The following is a 20,930-nucleotide window of genomic DNA, read 5'->3' on the forward strand; positions in this document are numbered from 1 at the left end:
GCCTCAACCCTCCGCACCTCGCGCAGCCCCCCGGCCGTCGGCCGCAGTCTTCCATCAGGGACCGACAAACAACAGTCCTCGGAACGCCCTCGGCGGAGTCGTCCGACCCTCGCCGGGGCCGCCCGGACGACCAACGTCCGGATACGCGCGGTAGCCACCCCGTAGCTCCCCGGAACGCACTCTAGTCCCCCGGCGTCGCCGTGGACATCCCCGGCCCCGGGGCGGCGCCCCGGAGCGAAGCAACTCGGCCAACAACTCGGCCGATCTCCGGGACAGTTGACGCGCCCCTCAGCGCCCCTCCACGCTCCTGCGCGCCCGGGGGGCGCTCTCCCCGGCCGTCCCGGCGGCGCTCTCCCCCGCGCCCTCCCGGCCGCCCGGCCTGCCCGGGCACCGGCCGCCCGGATCCGGAAAACGCGAAAGGCGCCTGCCCCCAAACTGGTCGGGGATGTGGGCAGGCGCCATGGACCGCGGTGGCCCGGCGACGCTGACGGGGTGCGGCTCGGTACGACCCGGCGATGCGGCGCCGGGCTACCTGGACCGGATCAGACCACCAGCGGGCGGTCCGTCGGCCGGATCGGAGCGGGCAGCGGGGTCTTGCCGCCCAGGTACGTGTCGACCGCCGCGGCGGCCGAGCGGCCCTCCGCGATGGCCCAGACGATCAGGGACTGGCCGCGGCCCGCGTCACCGCAGACGTAGACGCCATCGACGTTGGTGGCGAAGCGACCGTCACGGGCCACATTACCGCGTGCGTCGAGGTCCACGCCCAGCTGCTCCACCAGACCGTTGCGCACGTCCGTGCCGGTGAAGCCCATCGCCAGGGTGACCAGCTGCGCCGGGACGACCCGCTCGCTGCCGGGCACCTGCTCGAACCGGCCGTCCTTGAACTCCACCTCGACCAGGTGCAGCTCCTGGACGTTGCCGTCCTCGTCGCCGCTGAAGTGGGTGGTGGAGACGGAGTAGATCCGCTCGCCGCCCTCCTCGTGCGCGGAGGTGACCTTGTAGGTCATCGCCATGGTCGGCCACGGCTGGTTGGCCGGCCGGTCCTCGCCCGGGCGCGGCATGATCTCCAGCTGGGTGACCGAGGCCGCGCCCTGCCGGTGCGCGGTGCCGACGCAGTCCGCGCCGGTGTCGCCGCCGCCGATGACCACGACGTGCTTGCCCTTGGCGCTGATCGGCGACTCCACGAAGTCGCCCTCCTGCACCTTGTTGGCCAGCGGCAGGTACTCCATCGCCTGGTGGACGCCCTTGAGCTCGCGCCCGGGCACCGGCAGGTCGCGGGCGGTGGTGGCACCGGCCGCGACGACCACCGCGTCGAAGCGCTCGCGCAGCTGCTGCCCGGTGATGTCCTCGCCCACGTGCACACCGGTGCGGAACCGGGTGCCCTCCGCGCGCATCTGCTCGATGCGGCGGTTGATGTGGCGCTTCTCCATCTTGAACTCGGGGATGCCGTAGCGCAGCAGGCCGCCGATCCGGTCGGCCCGCTCGTAGACCACCACGGTGTGCCCGGCCCGGGTGAGCTGCTGGGCCGCGGCCAGGCCGGCCGGGCCGGAGCCGACCACGGCGACCGTCTTGCCGGACAGCCGCTCCGGGACCTGCGGGGTGACCCCGCCCCGGTCCCAGGCCTTGTCGATGATGGTGACCTCGACGTTCTTGATGGTCACCGCGTCCTGGTTGATGCCCAGCACGCAGGCCGACTCGCAGGGCGCCGGGCACAGCCGCCCGGTGAACTCCGGGAAGTTGTTGGTGGCGTGCAGCCGCTCGATCGCGCCGGTCCAGTCGTCCCGGTAGGCGAGGTCGTTCCACTCGGGGATGAGGTTCCCGAGCGGGCAGCCGTTGTGGCAGAACGGGATGCCGCAGTCCATGCAACGGCCGGCCTGCTTGGTGATGATCGGCAGCAGGCTGCGCTCGACGTAGACCTCGTTCCAGTCCCGCAGACGGACGTCCACGGGACGGCGCTCCGCCAGCTGCTTGGGCGTGGTCAGGAAGCCCTTGGGGTCAGCCATGTGCCGCCTCCATCATCTTGCGAGTGGTCTCGGCCTCGGAGAGGCCATCACGCTCGGCGGCGTCCTTGGCGGCGAGCACTGCCTTGTAGTCGGTCGGCATGATCGTGGAGAAGCGGGAGACCCCGCTGCCCCAGTCCGCCAGGAGCTCGGCGGCGACGGTGGAACCGGTCTCCTCGTAGTGCTGCTGCACGGTCTCCCGCAGCCACTCGCGGTCGGCCGCGCTCGGGGCCTCGATGCCCACCATGCCGCTGTTGACGTTCGCCGGGCGCAGGTCCAGCACGTAGGCGACACCGCCGGACATGCCGGCCGCGAGGTTGCGGCCGGTCTCGCCGAGGATGACGACCCGGCCGCCGGTCATGTACTCCAGGCCGTGGTCGCCCACGCCCTCGACGACCAGGGTGGCCCCGGAGTTGCGGACGGCGAACCGCTCGCCGGCCTTGCCCCGCAGGTGGACCCGGCCGCCGGTCGCGCCGTAGCCGATGGTGTTGCCGGCGATGACGTGGTTCTGCGCGTCGTTGCCGATCGCGGCCGCGTCACGGGCCGGGCGGACCACGATCACGCCGCCGGACAGGCCCTTGCCGACGTAGTCGTTGGCATCGCCCTCCAGGCGCAGCGTCACGCCGCGCGGGACGAAGGCGCCGAAGGACTGGCCGGCCGAGCCGGTGAAGGTGACGTCGATGGTCCCCTCCGGCAGGCCCTCGCCGCGGTACCGCTTGGTCACGTGGTGGCCGAGCATGGTGCCGACGGTCCGGTTGACGTTGCGGATCGGCAGCTGGATGCGGACGGCGTCGCCGTTCTCCAGGGCGTCCTGGGCCAGGTCGATCAGCTGGTTGTCCAGCGCCTTGTCCAGCGCGTGGTCCTGCGTGGTGGTGCGGTGCAGGGCCGCGCCCTCGGGCAGCTCGGGCACGTGGAACAGCGGGGCGAGGTCGAGCCCGGCGGCCTTCCAGTGGCCGACCGCGGCCTCGGCGTCGATGTGCTCGGCGTGGCCGACGGCCTCCTCGATCGAGCGGAAGCCCAGCGAGGCCAGGATCTCCCGGACCTCCTCGGCGATGAACTCGAAGAAGTTGACGACGAACTCCGGCTTGCCGGAGAAGCGCTCGCGCAACACCGGGTTCTGGGTGGCGACGCCGACCGGGCAGGTGTCCAGGTGGCAGACGCGCATCATGATGCAGCCGGAGACCACCAGCGGGGCGGTCGCGAAGCCGAACTCCTCGGCACCCAGCAGGGCGGCGATGACGACGTCGCGGCCGGTCTTGAGCTGGCCGTCGGTCTGCACCACGATCCGGTCGCGCAGGCCGTTGAGCAGCAGGGTCTGCTGGGTCTCGGCGAGGCCGAGCTCCCAGGGGCCGCCCGCGTGCTTGAGCGAGGTGAGCGGCGAGGCGCCGGTGCCGCCGTCGTGACCGGAGACCAGCACGACGTCCGCGTGCGCCTTGGAGACGCCGGCCGCGACCGTCCCGACGCCGACCTCGGAGACCAGCTTCACGTGGATGCGGGCCTCGGGGTTGGCGTTCTTGAGGTCGTGGATCAGCTGCGCCAGGTCCTCGATGGAGTAGATGTCGTGGTGCGGCGGCGGCGAGATCAGACCGACGCCCGGGGTGGAGTGCCGGGTCTTGGCGACCCACGGGTAGACCTTGTGGCCGGGCAGCTGGCCGCCCTCGCCGGGCTTGGCGCCCTGGGCCATCTTGATCTGGATGTCGTCGGCGTTGACCAGGTACTCGGAGGTGACGCCGAAGCGGCCGGAGGCGACCTGCTTGATCGCCGAGCGGCGCTCCGGGTCGTACAGACGGTCCGGGTCCTCGCCGCCCTCACCGGTGTTGGACTTGCCGCCGAGGCGGTTCATCGCGATCGCCAGGGTCTCGTGCGCCTCGCGGGAGATCGAGCCGTAGGACATGGCGCCGGTGGAGAAGCGCTTGACGATCTCGGAGACCGGCTCGACCTCCTCGACCGGCACCGGGGTGCGGCCCAGCGCGTCGAGCCGGAACAGGCCGCGCAGCGTCATCAGCCGCTCGGACTGCTCGTTCACCCGGTCCGTGTACTGCTTGAAGATGTCGTACCGGCGGTTGCGGGTGGAGTGCTGCAGCCGGAAGACGGTGTCCGGGTCGAACAGGTGCGGCTCGCCCTCGCGGCGCCACTGGTACTCGCCGCCGATCTCCAGCGCGCGGTGCGCGGCGGGGATGCCGGAGGCCGGGTAGGCCTTGGCGTGCCGGGCGGCGGTCTCCCGGGCGATCTCGTCCAGGCCGATGCCGCCGAGCTTGGTGGTGGTGCCGGCGAAGTAGGTGTCCACCAGCGCCTGGGAGAGGCCGATCGCCTCGAAGACCTGCGCGCCGCGGTAGGAGGCGACGGTGGAGATGCCCATCTTGGACATCACCTTCAGGACGCCCTTGCCGAGCGCCTTGATCAGGTTCTTGATGGCCTTCTCGGCCTCCACGCCCTCGATGAAGACGCCCTGGGCGACGAGGTCCTCGACCGACTCCATGGCCAGGTACGGGTTGACCGCGCCGGCACCGAAGCCGATCAGAAGCGCGACGTGGTGCACCTCGCGGACGTCACCGGCCTCGACCACCAGCGACACCCGGGTGCGCTGCTTGGTGCGGATGAGGTGGTGGTGGACGGCCGAGGTGAGCAGCAGCGAGGGGATCGGGGCGTGCTCGGCGTCCGAGTGCCGGTCCGAGAGCACGACGATCCGGGCACCGTCGGCGATCGCCGCGTCGGCCTCGGCCGCGATCGCCGCGAGCCGGGCCGCCAGGCCCTCGCCGCCGGCGGCGACCTTGTAGAGGCCGGACAGCGTGACGGCCTTGAGGCCGGGCTGGTCGCCGTCCGCGTTGATGTGGACCAGCTTGGCCAGCTCGTCGTTGTCGATCACCGGGAAGGTGATGCCGACCGAGCGGCAGGCCGCGGCCTCGGCGGCCAGCAGGTTGCCCTCGGGGCCGAGGTTGGACAGCAGGGAGGTGACCAGTTCCTCGCGGATGGCGTCCAGCGGCGGGTTGGTGACCTGCGCGAAGAGCTGCACGAAGTAGTCGAACAGCAGGCGCGGCTTCTCGCTCAGCGCGGCGATCGGCGAGTCGGTGCCCATCGAGCCGAGCGCCTCGCCACCGGTCCTGGCCATCGGCGCCAGGATGACCCGCAGCTCCTCCTCGGTGTAGCCGAAGGTCTGCTGGCGACGGGTGACCGAGGCGTGGGTGTGCGCGATGTGCTCGCGCTCGGGGAGCTTGGCGAGCTGGATCTGGCCGGCCTCGACCCACTCCTCGTAGGGGTGCTCGGCGGCCAGCGCCGACTTGATCTCCTCGTCCTCGACGATGCGGTGCTCGGCGGTGTCGACGAGGAACATCCGGCCGGGCTGCAGCCGGCCCTTCCGGACCACCCGGGTCTGCTCGATGTCGAGCACGCCGACCTCGGAGGAGAGGACGACCAGGCCGTCCTCGGTGATCCAGTAGCGGGCGGGGCGCAGGCCGTTGCGGTCCAGCACGGCACCGATCCGGGTGCCGTCGGTGAAGGTGACGCAGGCCGGGCCGTCCCAGGGCTCCATCAGGTTGGAGTGGTACCGGTAGAACGCGCGGCGGGCCGGATCCATGGTGGCGTGGTTCTCCCACGCCTCCGGGATCATCATCAGCACCGAGTGCGGCAGCGAGCGGCCGCCGAGGTGGAGCAGCTCCAGGACCTCGTCGAAGGAGGCCGAGTCGGAGTGGTCCGGGGTGCAGATCGGGAAGATCCGCTCCAGCCCCTGCCCCTTGCCGTTGGCGGGGATGAGGTCGGTGGCGAGCTGGGACTCCCGGGCGGTCATCCAGTTCCGGTTGCCCTTGACCGTGTTGATCTCGCCGTTGTGCGCGACGAACCGGTACGGGTGGGCGAGCGGCCAGCTCGGGAAGGTGTTGGTGGAGAACCGCGAGTGCACCAGGCCGAGCGCGGAGGCGTAGAGCCGGTCCGACAGGTCGGGGAAGAAGGGCTCCAGCTGGCCGGTGGTCAGCATGCCCTTGTAGACGATGGTGCGGGCGGACAGCGACGGGAAGTAGACGCCGGCCTCGCGCTCGGAGCGCTTGCGGACCACGAAGGCGATCCGGTCCAGGGCGATGCCCTCGGCGCCGTCCTTGGCCAGGAAGACCTGGCGGAACCGCGGCATGACCCCGCGGGCGGTGGCGCCCAGCAGGTCCGGGGTGACCGGGACGTCGCGCCACCCGAGGACGGTCAGGCCCTCCTCGGCCGCGATGGCCTCGATCCGGGCGACGGCGGCGGCGTCCGCGTCGTCGGCGTCGGGCAGGAAGGCGATGCCGACCGCGTAGGCACCGGCCGCCGGAAGCTCGAAGGAGACCTTGGCGCGCAGGAAGGCGTCCGGGATCTGGGTGAGGATGCCCGCGCCGTCACCGGAGTCCGGCTCGGCGCCGGTGGCGCCGCGGTGCTCCAGGTTGCGCAGGACGGTCAGCGCCTGCTCGACGACGGTGTGGTCGGCGATGCCGGTCAGCGTGGCGACGAATCCGACGCCACAGGCGTCGTGCTCGTTTCGCGGGTCGTACAGGCCCTGAGCAGCAGGTCGCGCATCCGGAACGAGCGCGTACGGCGGGCGGGCGGCGCCGGCCTGGGGCTCGTTGGCGGAGTGCATGGATGCAGACAGCATCGGCTCTCCCGTCGTCGTCTTTCGAAGCTGGTGCAGTAGGGACGACGTTGGCCCTGATGCGATTTCGTGCAAGTTACATGATGCCGAAGATCCCGGGAACCGGAATATCGCGTCCACATCGCGGACTGAGCCGCAGGTCACGGTGGCGATGAGCGGACGTGCCACACCGCACGTCCCGACGATTGTGCCCGGCCCCCGGGCGCCCGAAACAGGGGCGAAACGCCCCGGTCATGGAATCCGATCATGACCGCCTGGGATTCCATGAGCGACTTCGTCGCCGGGTTGCGAATCCGAGGCCCGAGGGGACCGAATGGTGAGACAGCCCAGGCGGCACCGCCCCGCCATGTGCGGAATGTCACGCGGTCGGATGCATAATCATGCACTCCTCCGGGTCGTCCCCGCCACCCCTTCGGCCCGGCCCCGGCCCCCTCGGGCCGCCCCCGGGCCGCTCCGGACGGCGCCGGTGGACCGGCCGCGGGTCAGCCCACCTGCCCGCCGATCAGCATCCCCAGCAGGTACGTCACCCCGGCCGCCGCCCCGCCCAGCGCCAGCTGCCGCACCCCGCTGAACCACCAGCTGCGCGCCGTCACCCGGGCCACCACGGCCCCGCAGAGGAACAGCCCCGCCGCCGACAGCAGCAGCGCCGGCAGCAGCGAGGCCGCGCCCAGCAGGTAGGGCAGCAGCGGCAGCAGCGCGCCGGCCGCGAAGCAGACGAACGAGGATCCGGCCGCCACCCACGGCGAGGGCAGGTCGTTGGGGTCGACGCCCAGCTCCTCCCGGGCGTGGACCTCCAGCGTCCGGTCCGGGTCCGCGGACAGCTGCCGCGCCACCGCGTGGGCCAGCTCCGGGTCCACCCCCCGCTCGACGTACAGCTGGGCCAGTTCGGCCAGCTCACCGTGCGGGTTGCGGCGCAGCTCCAGACGCTCGACCTCGATCTCGGCCTGCACCAGCTCCCGCTGGGAGGCCACCGAGGTGTACTCGCCCGCCGCCATCGAGCAGGCACCCGCCGCCAGCCCGGCGAGTCCGGTGAGCACCACCGTGCTGTGGGACACCGCGCCGCCGACCACACCGGTCATCAGCGCGAAGTTGGAGACCAGGCCGTCCATCGCGCCGAACACCGCCGGCCGCAGCCAGCCGCCGTTGACGTCCCGGTGGTGCCCGGCGGCGGGTATCCGGGGCTGCTGCCCGGTGTCGGTGTCCAGGGTGGTCGCAGTCACGGCCGTTCCCCTCCGTCCTGTTGGTCCGATCGGCTCAGTGACCGACCGTAGCCCGCTTGAGCTGGTCATTTCCAGCAAAGCAAGGCTGTCCGAACATGGCTCCGGCCGCCCTTCGCACGGGGTGCTCGGGGCGGCCGGGAGCCGGGTCGGTGCTGGTCAGGCGGGGTTCTTGGCGCCCTTCTCCAGCTTGTCGAGCTTCTCGGCGAGCGCGTCCGCGGGCTTGCCCTCGCGCTGCGCCCCCGGCAGGTCGCCGGCCGCGTTCACGGACTCGGACCGCTCCGCCGGGGTGTCGGCGTCCGCCGGCGCGGCCTCCTCGGCGTTCGCCGTCGGGTCGATGCCCGCCGGGTCCTCGCGGCCGGGCCGCTTCCTGCCGACGATCACGAAGTACGCCACGGCGGCGAGGAAGACGACGATCGCCACCCAGTCGTTCAGCCGCAGCCCGCCGATCACGTGGGCGTCGTCGATCCGCAGCCACTCGGTCCAGAACCGGCCCACCGTGTACCCGGCCACGTACAGCGCGAAGACCCGGCCGTGGCCCAGGGTGAACCGCCGGTCCGCCCAGATCACCAGCAGCGCGACGGCCACGCACCAGAGCGACTCGTAGAGGAAGGTCGGGTGGTAGATCCCGGTGACCTTCTCGCCGCTGGGCAGCGTCTTGTCGATCTCCAGGCCCCAGGGCAGGGTGGTCTCGCGGCCGTACAGCTCCTGGTTGAACCAGTTGCCCCAGCGGCCGAGCGCCTGCGCGAGCGCGATGCCCGGGGCGATCGCGTCGGCGTAGGCGGGCAGCGGGACACCGCGCCGGCGGGCACCGATCCAGGCGCCGACCGCGCCCAGCGCGATCGCGCCCCAGATGCCGAGGCCGCCCTCCCAGATCTTGAAGGCGTTCCAGGGGTTGCGGCCCTCGCCGAAGTACAGCTGGTGGTCGGTGATCACGTGGTAGAGACGGCCGCCGACCAGGCCGAACGGCACGGCCCAGACCGCGATGTCACCGACGGTGTGCCGACCGCCGCCGCGGGCGACCCAGCGCTTGCTGCCGAGCCAGACGGCGACGACGACACCGAGGATGATGCAGAAGGCGTAGGCGCGCAGCGGGATCGGTCCGAGTTGGAGGACCCCCCGCGACGGGCTGGGAATGTAGGCGATATCCATGGCAGCTCCGACGCTACAGGGTCGACGGCCCGTCCAGGACACCCCGGCGGGTCACAAACGGGAACGGATCGGCGCGGGCCCGGAGCACGGCCCGCCGCCACCCCCTCCGGACGGGGAGGGGACGGCGGCCACCCCGCAGCGTACGCGCCGGACTCAGCCGGCCTTCGGTGAGGGGTTGTTGCTCTCCGAGGCGGTGCTGGTGGGCGCCGGGGACTGGCCGTGGCTGCCCGGGGTGCCGAGTTGCTTGCCCTGGTTGGCGGCGTCCACCCACTTCACCAGGTTCGCCGGGGTGATCTCCTCGTTGTTGTACTTCGGGTAGACCGGCTGCCCGTTGAGCAGCACGGTCGGGGTGGACTTGAAGCTGGACTTGTCGAAGTCCTGCTGCACCGCCGACACCCATCCGCCGTACTTCACGTCGTTGACGCAGGCCTCGAAGGCCGGGGTGACCAGGCCGTCGACCTGCCGGGCGAGGTTGATCAGGACCGCCTTGTCGCCGAACGCGTCGTTGGTCTCGTCCGGCTGGTTGCGGTAGAGCACGTCGTGGTAGTCCCGGAAGTGCCCGGCGTCCTGGGCGCAGGCGAGCGCGTTGGCGCCGTACTTGGAGCCCTTGCCCGGCACGGCCCGGTCGATGAACGAGACGATGTGGTAGTTGGTGTAGATCTTGCCCGCGTCCTCCAGCTGGCTGATGGTGGGCGAGAACTCGCGCTCGAAGATGCCGCAGGCCGGGCAGCGCGGGTCCTCGTAGACGGTGAGCACGGACGGCGCGTTGTCCGAGCCGACCGGGATGATCAGGTTCTTGTCCCCGATCGCGCCGGTCGGTGCGGCGGTGGGGGTCTCCGGTGTGGAGCGCTGGTCCTGCACCACCACGCCGGTGACCACGGCGGCCGCGATCACCGCGAGGGCCACCCCGCCGACGATCAGCTTCTTCTTCCGCCGGCCGCGGGCCTCCTCCTCGGCCCGTTCCGCCAGCATCCGCTCACGGGCGTTGCGCTTGCCTTCTCGGTTCTTGTCGCTCATCAGCCTTTGGACATTCCAGGTTCGTGGGTGGGGGGGTCGGTGCGGCGGCGGACCGGGCGCTCAGCGCGCCAGCAGGCCGTCCACCGAGAACTTCGTGCGGGGACGCAGGACCAGCCAGCCGGCCGCCAGCAGGAACCCGGTGTCGCGCAGGATCTCCTGCAGGTACTCGGTCCGGGAGGCGTCGACCGTCCCGCCGCCGCCGAAGCAGCCGCAGTCGATCGAGATGCCGCGGGCCCAGGCGGAGGCGATGCCGCCGATGAAGGCGAGCAGCAGCACCGCCGAGACCGCCGCGGAGAGCCGCACGGCCAGGCCGACCACCAGCAGCAGCGCGAGCGCCAGCTCCAGGAAGGGCAGGCCGTGACCCACCGGTTTGACCAGGGACTCGGGCAGGATCTCGTACGCGCGCACGGCCTGGGCGGCCTCCGCCGGGTCGGCGATCTTCGCCAGCCCGGCCCAGCCCCAGACCAGCGCCAGGCCCAGCCGGGCGGCCGTACCGATCCACTCCGTCGCCGGTCCGGCCATCCGGACCACCCCCTCGGGAAACACCGTCACGCCCTGTGAACCGTTTCCGGTGACGCCTGGTTTCCCCGCATTCCGGAGTCAATCCGAAAGAGTGAGGGGCATGCCGCCCCGAAGCGCCGTCACCCCTGGGGGTGAGGGACCGGGGCCCGGCGGTGGTCCGCGGGACACGGGCCCTAACAGCCCGGCGCCCGGCCCAGGTCGTACGGCCCGTCCCCGGAGCGGTCCGGCCGCCCCTGCGGCTCCGCGCGGGCGGCCCGCGCCACCGCCTCCGTCCGGGCCGCCTCCGCGCACACGTACGCGTCCCGCTCGGCCTTCTCCACACCGCGCCTGGCCAGCGCGGGACCGACCGCGGACTGGGCCCCGAGCGCGGCGCCGAGCGCCAGCGCGGCGGCCGCCGCCCGCAGCAGCACGGCTCGATGCAGACCGGGCACCGGCCGACTCCCTCCGCTCGCTCCGCCCCCGGGCACGTGGTGCCCGCACTCGTCCCTCCACTCAACGCCGGTCAACCCCCGCTGATGCGTGTGCCCGGCACTGTTCACCCGTTCGGGTCGGCTCCCCGGAGAACGACGGCGGCCCGCCACCCCCGAGGGGTGACGGGCCGCCGCACGGACCTGGCGGAGGCGCCAGGGCGTGTCCTGTGGATCTGCGCGGACCCGGCAGTGATCCACAGGACACGCCCTAGCTCCGGCGCACGCCCTGCGCCAGTTCCCCGGCCAGCTCGCGCACCGCCGCCAGCGCGGCGGACTCGTCGCCGTCCGCGTCCAGGATCCGCTGCACGAACGCCGAGCCGACGATCACGCCGTCGGCGAACCGGGCCACCTGCGCGGCCTGCTCGGGGGTGGACACCCCGAGGCCGACGCAGACCGGCAGCTCGGTGGTGGCCCTGGTCCGGGCGACCAGGTCCTCGGCCAGCTCGCCGACCTGCGCCCGGCTGCCGGTCACGCCCATCACCGCGGCCGCGTACACGAAGCCGCTGCCGGCCGCCGTGACCTCGGCCAGCCGTGCGTCCTTGCTGCTCGGCGCGACCACGAACACGGTGTCCAGACCGTGCTCCCCGGCCGCCTTGCGCCACTCCTCGGACTCCTCCACCGGCAGGTCCGGCAGGATGCAGCCCGCCCCGCCGGCCGCCGCGAGGTCGGCGGCGAACCGCGCGGCCCCGTACCGGTCCACCGGGTTCCAGTACGTCATCACCAGCACCGCCGCGGCGGGGTGCGCCGCGGCGACCTCCTGGACGGTGCGCAGCACGTCCTTGATCCGCACCCCGCCCCGGAGCGCGATGTCGTCGGCGGTCTGGATGGTCGGGCCGTCCAGCACCGGGTCCGAGTGCGGCAGGCCGACCTCGACGATGTCGCAGCCGCCCTCGATCAGCGCGTTGACGGCGCGGACGCCGCCGTCCACCGAGGGGAAGCCGGCCGGCAGGTAGCCGATCAGCGCGGCGCGGTCCTGCGCCGCGGCGGCGGCCAGGATGCCACTGAGCTTCGAAGCCATGGTCAGTTACCCCCGTGGGCGGAGCCGGCGCCCGGCTCGTCGTAGAGGCCGAAGTACTCGGCGGCGGTGTGCATGTCCTTGTCCCCTCGCCCGGAGAGCGAGACCAGGACGGTGGCCCCGGGACCGAGCTCGCGGCCCAGCTCCAGGGCACCGGCCAGCGCGTGGGCGCTCTCGATGGCCGGGATGATGCCCTCGGTGCGGGACAGCAGCCGCAGTGCCTGCATGGCGGCGTCGTCGGTGACCGGGCGGTACTCGGCCCGGCCGGTGTCCTTCAGCCAGGCGTGCTCCGGGCCGACGCCCGGGTAGTCGAGGCCGGCCGAGATCGAGTGCGACTCGATGGTCTGGCCGTCCTCGTCCTGGAGGACGTAGGTGCGCGAGCCGTGCAGCACGCCCGGGTCGCCCTTGGTGAGGGTGGCCGCGTGCCGCGGGGTCTCGGCGCCCTCGCCGGCCGCCTCGCAGCCGATCAGGCGCACCCCGGCGTCCGGGATGAACTCGTGGAAGATGCCCATCGCGTTGGAGCCGCCGCCGACGCAGGCGACGACGGCGTCGGGCAGCCGCCCGGTGCGCTCCAGCACCTGCTCGCGCGCCTCCACGCCGATCACCCGGTGGAAGTCCCGGACCATCATCGGGAAGGGGTGCGGGCCGGCCACGGTGCCGAACAGGTAGTGGGTGGAGTCGACGTTGGCGACCCAGTCGCGGAACGCCTCGTTGATGGCGTCCTTGAGGGTGCGGCTGCCGGAGGTCACGGCGACCACCTCGGCGCCGAGCATCCGCATCCGGGCGACGTTCAGCGCCTGCCGCCGGGTGTCGACCTCGCCCATGTAGATGGTGCAGTCGAAGCCGAACAGGGCGCACGCGGTCGCGGTGGCCACGCCGTGCTGGCCGGCCCCGGTCTCGGCGATGATCCGGGTCTTGCCCATCCGCCGGGTGAGCAGCGCCTGGCCCAGCACGTTGTTGATCTTGTGCGAGCCGGTGTGGTTGAGGTCCTCGCGCTTGAGGAGGATCCGCGCGCCGCCGGCCTCGGCGGAGAACCGCCGCACGTCGGTCAGCGGGCTGGGGCGGCCGGTGTAGTCCTTGAGCAGCGCGTCGAGCTCGGCGGCGAAGGCCGGGTCGGCCTTGGCCTTCTCGTACTCCTCGGCGACCTGCTCCACGGCGGCGACGAGCGCCTCCGGGATGAAGCGGCCGCCGTACGCGCCGAAGTAGCCGCGCGCGTCCGGCACCTCGGCACCGGGCAGGTAGTCCTGGTCGGACCTTTCGGACATGGTGAAGTCCCTCGGGAAGATGACGACGGATGACGGTGACGTCTGCCGGCTGCGGTCAGCCGGGCGTACCGCGCCATCGCCGGCCGGGGACCTGTCCGGGCTCGCAGCCGATGACGTACCGCACCCGCCGCCCCAGCACCCGGCGTGCGGGCGCGCGGCAGCCGCGCGGGCGGCAGCCGGGGGCGAGTCGGGTGGCGATCTTCATGGCGGCGGGATCAGTCCTTGTGCCGGATCGCCGGGTGGGCACCGGCCGCGACCAGGTCGGCCACGGCGGCCCGCGGGTCCTTGCCGGTCACCAGGGACTCGCCGACCAGCACCGCGTCCGCGCCCAGGTTGGCGTAGGAGATCACGTCCAGCGGGCCGCGGACCCCGGACTCGGCGACCTTGACGACGTCGTCCGGGATGGCGTGGACGACGTTGGCGAAGGTGTTCCGGTCCACCTCAAGGGTCTTGAGGTTGCGGGCGTTGACGCCGATGATCCGCGCGCCGGCGTCCACCGCGCGCTTGATCTCCTCCTCGTCGTGCACCTCGACCAGCGGGGTGAGCCCGATCGACCCGGCCCGCTCGATCAGCGACACCAGGGCCGGCTGGTCGAGCGCCGCGACGATCAGCAGCGCCAGGTCCGCGCCGTGCGCGCGGGCCTCCCACAGCTGGTAGGCGGTGACGATGAAGTCCTTGCGGAGCAGCGGGGTGTCGACGGCGGCCCGGACGGCGTCCAGGTCGGCCAGCGACCCGCCGAAACGGCGCTGCTCGGTCAGCACGCTGATCGCGGCGGCACCGCCGGCCGCGTAGTCGGTCGCCAGGGCCGCCGGGTCCGCGATCGTGGCCAGCGCGCCCTTGGAGGGGCTGGAACGCTTGACCTCGCAGATGACCCGGATGCCGTCGCCGCGCAGCGCGGCCACGCCGTCCTTGGCGTCCGGCGCCTTGGCGGCGAGCTCCTTGAGCTCGTCCAGCGAGACCCGGGACTGCCGCTCGGCGAGGTCCTCGCGGACCCCTTCGACGATCGAGTCGAGCACACTCACTCGGGCGCCCCCATCATGTTTGCCAGTACGACCTGGCGAGGAGCCGGACGGTCGGTGGACCTCCGGCCCTTCGATGGTATCGGCACGGGGGAGCGCAGGGCGCATCCACCCGGCGCGCGTCTCACCGGGTGAACCCCCGAGCCGGGCCCGCGAGCTGCGGCTTCACACCTCCGTCACCGGCCGGGGGCGGCCGGGCGACCGGTGAAGACCGGCGGAAAACCGTTCCCGCCGCGTACGGATCAGACCGGCGGCGGCGCCAGGCCCGCGCCGACCGGGAGGTTGCGGACCACCGTGAAGACCAGCACCAGCAACCCCACCAGCACCCAGCGCCGGGCCCCGAGCACGAGCCGCGGGCCCGGCAGGCCGCGCAGCGCCGCCCAGAGCCAGCGCGCCCAGAGCACCGCCAGCACGGCGAACAGCAGCACCGCGACGGCGTTGTCGTGCAGCGCGGCGCTGAGGTCCCCGTGGGTCAGCGCGTGCACGCAGCGCAGACCGCCGCAGCCGGGGCACCACCAGCCGGTGGCCGCCAGGAAGGGACAGTCCGGGTAGTGCCCGGGGGCGTTCGGGTCCACCGCGGCGACGTACCCGGCGGGGGCGGCCACCGCGGCCACGGCGGCCAGCGGCGGCACCAGCCGGCGCGGCGCGGAGGGCCGGGCGGAGGCGGTGGGGGCGGGGGCGGCGTTCACGCCCATGATTGTGCCCGTCCCGGGGCCCGCGCGGGAGAATCGAAACGGCGGCCCGGAGGCCGCCGTTCACGGGAGGTCCCGGAGGATCAGGCGGAGGCGGCGGCCAGCGCGGCCTGCTCCTCGTGGGTGTACACGTTGGTGCTGGGCTGCCGACCCATGCCCGCCATCGACATGGCCTTGCCGACCACGCCGCCGAGCAGGACGACCGCCAGGCCGGCCCAGGTGAGCAGCACCGACGGCAGGATCATCGCGACGCCCGCGATGGCGAAGCCGATGAACGAGATGGTCACGCCGGTCCAGGCGGCGGGGGTGTGGCCGTGTGCTGCTGCTGCCATCGGATGGTGCTCCTTCTCGGGCCCGGCCGGCCTGGGCGGCCCTGCCGGGTTGACGTGTCCCACTGACACGTCCATTGTGCCGGGCCACACACCCGCGTCCCAAAGGGGGTGCCGGGTCTATCGCGTCACAGTGCGCGCCGGCCCGGCCCGGTCGCACCGGTCGCTCAGCCCGCCGTCGGGTCCTCGCCCCGGTCCAGCGCCTTCCACAGGTCGGCCGGGGTCTCCGCGGCGGGCGCCCGCCGCCGGGGCTCCCGGCCGGTCGGTGCCTCGTAGCGGCTGCCCATGGCCGGCCAGCCGCGCCCGTACCGGACGGTCAGCAGTCCGGCCAGCGCCAGCAGCAGCCCGCCCAGCAGTGCCACCCACGGCCAGGCGGTGTGCCCGACCCCGGTGGCGGCCGTGCCGGTCAGCGCGAGCCCGGCGGCCGCCTCGGCGTCCAGTGCGGCGGTGTCCCCGGCGCCCGCCGCGGCGGAGGCCGCGGCGCCCAGCCCGGCCAGCACCGTCAGCACCCCGACCGCGATCCGGCCGGCGCCGCGCACCGCGAACACCGCCACCGCCGCCGCCAGCGCCACCAGCGCCAGCCCGGTGGGCAGTTCGGAGATCCTCCCGCCGGTGACGGAGACCTCCAGGGTGCCCGCCAGCCCGTCCGCCCAGACCCGGCCGGCCGCGGTCAGCACCAGCACCGCGCCCAGCACGGTGAGCAGCAGCATCACCGCGAGCGTGCGCCGTCCGGCCCGCGCGGCGGGCGCGGGAGGGGAGGCGGGGTCTGCGGACACGGTGTCGGTAGGGGCTTCAGCGCTCACCGCTCCAGTGTCCCCCGGCCTCACCCCGCCGCCGCACCCGGGGTGGGCGGCCCGGCCGGGAAGTCGCCCGTCTCCAGCACCAGGGTGCCCTCCTCCAGCGGCAGGAAGAGATCGTTCCCGAACGGCACCCGCTCCGCCTCCCGGTACCCGGCGCCGGGCAGCGGACGGCTGTGCACCGTGCAGACCCGCTCCCCCGGGTCCACCACGACGTACAGCGGCACCCCCGCGTCCGCGTGGGCCCGGTGCCGCCCGGCCGGCTCCGGCCCGGCCTCCAGCACCACCACGGCGTCCCCGGGCCGGTACCGCCCGGCGGCGTCCGTCACCGCGCCGCGGGCGAGCACCACCAGCGCGGCCGTCCGGCCCCCCGGTCCCGCCTCGGTGAGGACCCCGCCGTGACCGCCCGGCTGCCGCAGGAGCTGCTCCCTGGCGACGGCCACGATCCGCCGCTGCACGTCCGGCATCCCGCTGTCCCTTCCGCTGCGGCGGGCCCGCCGGGTGCGCCGGGCCCTACGGCGTACGCAGCGTATTCGCCGTGGCGACCGCCCGCAGGACGGCGGCGGCCTTGTTGCGGCATTCGGTGTCCTCGCCGTGCGGGTCGGAGTCGGCCACCACGCCGGCGCCGGCCTGGACGTACGCGGTGCCGTCCCGCAGCACCGCGGTGCGGATGGCGATCGCGGTGTCGGAGTCCCCGGCGAAGTCCAGGTAGCCGACGCAGCCGCCGTACAGGCCGCGGCGGGTGGGCTCCAGCTCCTCGATGATCCGCATGGCCCGCGGCTTGGGGGCCCCGGACAGGGTGCCCGCCGGGAAGCAGGCGGTCAGCACGTCGAAGGCGGTGCGGCCCTCGGCGACCCGGCCGGTCACCGTGGAGACGATGTGCATGACGTGGCTGTACCGCTCGATCTGCATGAAGTCGACCACCTCGACGCTGCCCGGTTCGCAGACCCGCCCGAGGTCGTTGCGGCCGAGGTCGACCAGCATCAGGTGCTCGGCCCGCTCCTTGGGGTCGGCGAGCAGCTCGGCGGCCAGCCCGGCGTCCTCGTGCGGGGTGGCGCCGCGGTGCCGGGTGCCGGCGATCGGGTGCAGCATCGCCGCGCCGTCGGTGACCTTGACCAGCGCCTCCGGACTGGAGCCGACCACGTCGAAGCCGCCCTCGGCGCCGCCGTCCGGCCCGGGGAAGCGGAACAGGTACATGTACGGGCTGGGGTTGGTCGTGCGCAGCACCCGGTAGACGTCCAGCGCGGACGCCGGGCAGGGCGCCTCGAAGCGCTGCGAGGGCACCACCTGGAACGCCTCGCCGGCCCGGATCCGCTCCTTGATCTCCTCCACGGCCGCCCGGTAGGGCGCCCCGCCGAACGGCGAGCGGACCTCGCCCGGGCCGGTCGGGGTGAAGGTGGCCAGGCCCGGGTCGACCGGCTTGAGCAGGTCGGCCTCCATCGCGTCGAGGCGGGCCACGGCGTCCGCGTGGGCCTCGTCGACACCGCTGGCGAGGTCGTTGTGGTTGACCGCGTTGGCGATCAGCAGCACGGTGCCGTCGGCGTGGTCGAGCACCGCGAGGTCGGTGGCGAGCAGCAGGGTCAGCTCGGGCAGCTTCAGGTCGTCCGGGTTGAGGTCGGGCAGCTTCTCCAGCCGCCGCACGACGTCGTAGCCGAGGTAGCCGACCAGGCCGCCGGTGAGCGGGGGCAGGCCGTCGTCCCGCAGCCGCGGGGTGTGCAGGGCCTGCAGTGCGGCGCGCAGCACCTCCAGCGGGTCGCCGGCGGTGGGGATGCCGACCGGCGGGGTGCCGAGCCAGCGGGCGGAGCCGTCCGGGCCGACGGTCAGGGTGGCGGCGCTGCGGACGCCGACGAAGGAGTAGCGCGACCAGCTGCGCCCCTGCTCGGCGGACTCCAGCAGGAAGGTGCCGGGGCGCTCGTCGGCGAGGCTGCGGTAGAGGCCGATCGGGGTGAGGCCGTCCGCGAGGAGCCTGCGGGTGACCGGGATGACCCGGGTGTCGACGGCGAGCTTGCGGAAGGCTTCGAGATCCATGACGGGCGGCACCTTGTTGACGGAGGGACGGGGGGTGGTCAGCCGAGCGGGAGCACGTCGGCGTCGAAGCAGGTGCGGTCGCCGGTGTGGCAGGCCGCACCGGTCTGGTCGACCTTGACCAGCAGGGTGTCGCCGTCGCAGTCCAGCGCGACCGACCTGACCTCCTGGACGTGGCCCGAGGTGTCGCCCTTCACCCAGTACTCGCGCCGGCTGCGGCTCCAGTAGGTGCAGCGGCCGGTGGTGAGCGTGCGGTGCAGCGCCTCGTCGTCCATCCAGCCCAGCATCAGCACCTCGCCGGTGTCGTACTGCTGCGCGACGGCGGGGAGCAGGCCGTCCGCGGTGCGCCTGAGACGGGCGGCGATGTCGGGGGCCAGGGCGGTGGAACCGGGGGCGGCGGGTGAGGTGGACATGGGGCCCATTGTGTCAGCCCGGTCCGGCCGCCCGGCCGGGCCGACCATCGGATGGGACGAGTTGTGCCAACCGCCTGCCGGACCGGCCCGTTCTGCGCCATTCTCGTGGTCATGACCTCCGAGCAGCACTCCGCCGGACCCGCCGAACCGCCGGGCGGCGACGACCGGCCCCGTCCGGGGGACGCCGCCGGCACCGGGCCGTCCCGGGGCCTGCTGGCCGGCGTGGCGGCCGTGCTGGTGCTGCTGCTCGCCGTGGTGGCGACCGTGCTGCTGTGGCCCGGGGACGACCCGGCCCCGAAGCCGCCGCCGCCCTCCCCCTCCGTCACCCCGACGCCCACGCCCACGCCGACCCCCACCCCGACGCCGACCCCCACCCCGACGCCCACCAGGACCGTGCCGTACGCCTTCTTCGCCGTCGGCACCTGCCTGGACCACCCGCAGCTGAACAAGAAGGTCACCAGGCCGGAGGCCCGCCCCTGCGAGGAGAAGCACGACGGCGAGGCGGTCGCCGACCAGCTGCTGCCGGAGGGGCTGACCGGCGACTACCAGATCGCCAACGCGATGCGGGACGGCTGCAAGGAGGCCCAGGCCGCCGCCGAGGCCCGGCAGGGCGGCGGCGGACCGTACTACAGCTACCCGGTGGGCCCCAGCCACGCCTTCTACCAGCAGGGCTGGCGCGACTACACCTGCATCCTGACGGCCGGCAACCGGCCCGAGGGCACCAAGCTCACCGGCCGGCTGCGCTGAACGGCCCTCCGTGCTCCTACTCTTGACCGCATGTCGAACCACGCCCTCGCCGAGCGCCACCGGCTGGCCGCGCTGCTGGCCGCCGCCGGACCGGACGCACCCACCCTCTGCGCCGGGTGGTCCACCCGGGACCTCGCCGCCCACCTGGTGATCCGCGAACGGCGGCCGGACGCCGCCGCCGGCATCCGGATCGGCCCGTTGGCGGGCTGGACCGACCGGGTGCAGGAGTCCTACGCCGCCCGCCCCTACGAGGAGCTGGTGCGGCTGTTCCGCTCCGGCCCGCCGCTGTTCTCGCCGTTCTCGCTGCCGGGCGCGGACGAGGCGGCCAACACCGTCGAGTACTTCGTGCACGCCGAGGACGTCGCCCGGGCCGGCGACGACCCGCGGCCGCGGTCCGTGCCGGACGGCCGGGCCGAGGCGCTCTGGCGCCGGCTGCCGCTGATCGCCCGTCTGGAGGCGGGCCGCCGCTCCCCGGTGCGGCTGGAGCTGTGCCGGCCGGACGGCCGGAGCACGGCGGCCGGTCCGGCCGGTCCGCCGGTCGTGCGGATCACCGGCGAGCCGGGCGAGCTGGTGCTGTTCGCCTTCGGCCGCGGCGCCCGCACCGAGCTGACGGTGGACGGCCCCCGGGACGCCGTCGAGGCGCTGCGCCACGTCCTGCCGCTGCCGTAGGACCGGCCGGACGCCCCCGCGGCCTCCCCGGCTGCGGATGCCGGCGGTGGGGTGCAGACTCGCAGATGGCCGGGAGGGGCGCTGCCGGGCCCGCCCGGCGGCCCGCCCGGCCGTCCGCCCCGTCCCCCTCCCCCGAAGGGACGCGCCACCATGATCACCACCGAATTCCCGGCCGGCTCCCCCTGCTGGATCGACCTCGGCAGCCCGGACCCGGCGGCCGCCGCGGCCTTCTACGGAACGGTCTTCGGCTGGACCTTCCGGTCGGCCGGCCCGGAGGCCGGCGGCTACGGCTTCCTCCAGCAGGACGGCCGCACGGTCGCCGCCGTCGGCCCGCTCACCGAGGAGGGGGCCGGCTCCGCCTGGACCACGTACTTCCGCACGGCGGACGCCGGGGCCGCCGCCCGGGCCGTCCAGGAGGCCGGCGGCACCGTCCGGGTCCCGGCCTTCGACGTGATGGACGCCGGGCGGACGGCCCAGCTGACCGACCCCCAGGGCGCCCGGTTCGCCGTCTGGCAGCCCGGCGCGGTCACCGGCCTGGACACCGTCTCCGAGGACGGCGCGCTGATCTGGGTCGAGCTGCACACCGGCTCGGTGGACGCGGGCTTCGCCTTCTACGAGCAGGTCTTCGGCTGGCGGTTCGAGGACTTCCCCGCGCCCGGCATGACCTACCGCGTGGTCTCGCCGGCCGGGGGCGGGCTGCAGGCCACCACCTTCGGCGGGATCGCCCCGCTGGCGGACGGCGGACCGGCCTCCTGGACGCCCTACTTCGGCGCCTCCGACGTGGACGCCGTGGTCGCCCGGGCCACCGGCGCCGGCGCCACCGTGCTGATGGGTCCGGAGAGCGTCCCGGACGTCGGCCGGCTGGCCTGGCTGGCCGACCCGTTCGGCGCCCCGTTCGCCCTGATCAAGGGCGAGCCGCCGAAGGAGTCCTGACCCGGCCGGCCCCGGACCGCCCGTCCGCCCCCGCCCCCG

The 20,930-nt window shown here is 73.9% G+C and carries 20 protein-coding genes; 3 read left to right on the forward strand and 17 right to left on the reverse strand.

What is annotated here, in order from left to right:
• Positions 1 to 542: 542 nt before the first annotated feature.
• The 17 genes from ACFCX4_RS05845 to hisI all read right to left on the reverse strand — a co-directional run bounded on the left by ACFCX4_RS05845 (position 543) and on the right by hisI (position 18,542).
• Positions 543 to 2,003 carry a glutamate synthase subunit beta gene (locus ACFCX4_RS05845; protein ID WP_376139210.1) on the reverse strand — a complete coding sequence of 487 codons (1,461 nt, stop codon included), beginning with the start codon at positions 2,001 to 2,003 and terminating at the stop codon, positions 543 to 545.
• Positions 1,996 to 6,597 carry a glutamate synthase large subunit gene (gltB, locus tag ACFCX4_RS05850; RefSeq protein ID WP_376139257.1) on the reverse strand — a complete coding sequence of 1,534 codons (4,602 nt, stop codon included), beginning with the start codon at positions 6,595 to 6,597 and terminating at the stop codon, positions 1,996 to 1,998. Before gltB ends, ACFCX4_RS05845 begins: the two co-directional genes overlap by 8 nt.
• A 494-nt stretch (positions 6,598 to 7,091) precedes the next feature.
• Complete coding sequence (locus tag ACFCX4_RS05855) at positions 7,092 to 7,814, reverse strand: VIT1/CCC1 transporter family protein (protein WP_376139258.1); 723 nt, start codon at positions 7,812 to 7,814, stop codon at positions 7,092 to 7,094.
• A 171-nt stretch (positions 7,815 to 7,985) separates the two neighbouring features.
• Positions 7,986 to 8,978, reverse strand: coding sequence for a prolipoprotein diacylglyceryl transferase (lgt, locus tag ACFCX4_RS05860; RefSeq protein WP_376139212.1), 993 nt, complete (start codon positions 8,976 to 8,978; stop codon positions 7,986 to 7,988).
• A gap of 153 nt (positions 8,979 to 9,131) precedes the next feature.
• On the reverse strand, positions 9,132 to 9,995 hold the full coding sequence (locus tag ACFCX4_RS05865; RefSeq protein WP_376139214.1) for a DsbA family protein: 864 nt from the start codon (positions 9,993 to 9,995) through the stop codon (positions 9,132 to 9,134).
• Positions 9,996 to 10,055: 60 nt separating this feature from the next.
• A complete protein-coding gene (locus tag ACFCX4_RS05870; RefSeq protein ID WP_376139215.1) occupies positions 10,056 to 10,547 on the reverse strand; it encodes a MauE/DoxX family redox-associated membrane protein in 492 nt (163 codons plus the stop codon).
• Positions 10,548 to 10,690: 143 nt separating this feature from the next.
• Positions 10,691 to 10,948 (reverse strand): hypothetical protein, encoded by a 258-nt coding sequence (locus ACFCX4_RS05875; RefSeq protein WP_376139217.1) that lies wholly within the window; start codon positions 10,946 to 10,948, stop codon positions 10,691 to 10,693.
• 247 nt (positions 10,949 to 11,195) lie between these two features.
• Complete coding sequence (trpA, locus tag ACFCX4_RS05880) at positions 11,196 to 12,005, reverse strand: tryptophan synthase subunit alpha (RefSeq protein WP_376139218.1); 810 nt, start codon at positions 12,003 to 12,005, stop codon at positions 11,196 to 11,198.
• Positions 12,006 to 12,007: 2 nt separating this feature from the next.
• Complete coding sequence (gene trpB, locus ACFCX4_RS05885; protein WP_376139220.1) at positions 12,008 to 13,267, reverse strand: tryptophan synthase subunit beta; 1,260 nt, start codon at positions 13,265 to 13,267, stop codon at positions 12,008 to 12,010.
• Positions 13,268 to 13,322: 55 nt separating this feature from the next.
• Positions 13,323 to 13,472, reverse strand: coding sequence for a tryptophan biosynthesis modulator TrpM (trpM, locus tag ACFCX4_RS05890; RefSeq protein WP_376139221.1), 150 nt, complete (start codon positions 13,470 to 13,472; stop codon positions 13,323 to 13,325).
• A gap of 10 nt (positions 13,473 to 13,482) precedes the next feature.
• A complete protein-coding gene (gene trpC / locus ACFCX4_RS05895) occupies positions 13,483 to 14,289 on the reverse strand; it encodes an indole-3-glycerol phosphate synthase TrpC (protein WP_376139222.1) in 807 nt (268 codons plus the stop codon).
• A gap of 239 nt (positions 14,290 to 14,528) precedes the next feature.
• Positions 14,529 to 14,981: a DUF2752 domain-containing protein gene (locus ACFCX4_RS05900; RefSeq protein WP_376139223.1), complete on the reverse strand. Its 453-nt coding sequence runs from the start codon at positions 14,979 to 14,981 to the stop codon at positions 14,529 to 14,531.
• 80 nt (positions 14,982 to 15,061) lie between these two features.
• Positions 15,062 to 15,310 carry an HGxxPAAW family protein gene (locus tag ACFCX4_RS05905; protein ID WP_376139224.1) on the reverse strand — a complete coding sequence of 83 codons (249 nt, stop codon included), beginning with the start codon at positions 15,308 to 15,310 and terminating at the stop codon, positions 15,062 to 15,064.
• A gap of 164 nt (positions 15,311 to 15,474) precedes the next feature.
• Positions 15,475 to 16,110: a TIGR02234 family membrane protein gene (locus ACFCX4_RS05910; RefSeq protein ID WP_376139225.1), complete on the reverse strand. Its 636-nt coding sequence runs from the start codon at positions 16,108 to 16,110 to the stop codon at positions 15,475 to 15,477.
• A 20-nt stretch (positions 16,111 to 16,130) separates the two neighbouring features.
• Entirely contained in the window at positions 16,131 to 16,571 is a 441-nt protein-coding gene (locus tag ACFCX4_RS05915; RefSeq protein ID WP_376139227.1) for a hypothetical protein, read from the reverse strand.
• A 46-nt stretch (positions 16,572 to 16,617) separates the two neighbouring features.
• Positions 16,618 to 18,132, reverse strand: coding sequence for an anthranilate synthase component I (locus ACFCX4_RS05920; RefSeq protein WP_376139228.1), 1,515 nt, complete (start codon positions 18,130 to 18,132; stop codon positions 16,618 to 16,620).
• A gap of 38 nt (positions 18,133 to 18,170) precedes the next feature.
• Positions 18,171 to 18,542, reverse strand: coding sequence for a phosphoribosyl-AMP cyclohydrolase (gene hisI, locus ACFCX4_RS05925; protein WP_376139229.1), 372 nt, complete (start codon positions 18,540 to 18,542; stop codon positions 18,171 to 18,173).
• 111 nt (positions 18,543 to 18,653) lie between these two features.
• Here hisI and ACFCX4_RS05930 point away from each other — a divergent pair, with 111 nt between their 5' ends.
• The 3 genes from ACFCX4_RS05930 to ACFCX4_RS05940 all read left to right on the forward strand — a co-directional run bounded on the left by ACFCX4_RS05930 (position 18,654) and on the right by ACFCX4_RS05940 (position 20,891).
• A complete protein-coding gene (locus ACFCX4_RS05930; RefSeq protein WP_376139230.1) occupies positions 18,654 to 19,289 on the forward strand; it encodes a hypothetical protein in 636 nt (211 codons plus the stop codon).
• Between the two features lie 30 nt (positions 19,290 to 19,319).
• A complete protein-coding gene (locus ACFCX4_RS05935; RefSeq protein WP_376139231.1) occupies positions 19,320 to 19,958 on the forward strand; it encodes a TIGR03085 family metal-binding protein in 639 nt (212 codons plus the stop codon).
• A 150-nt stretch (positions 19,959 to 20,108) separates the two neighbouring features.
• Positions 20,109 to 20,891: a VOC family protein gene (locus ACFCX4_RS05940; RefSeq protein ID WP_376139233.1), complete on the forward strand. Its 783-nt coding sequence runs from the start codon at positions 20,109 to 20,111 to the stop codon at positions 20,889 to 20,891.
• The last annotated feature ends 39 nt before the right edge of the window (positions 20,892 to 20,930 follow it).

Source organism: Kitasatospora sp. NPDC056327, from assembly GCF_042261735.1.
GTDB lineage: Bacteria > Actinomycetota > Actinomycetes > Streptomycetales > Streptomycetaceae > Kitasatospora.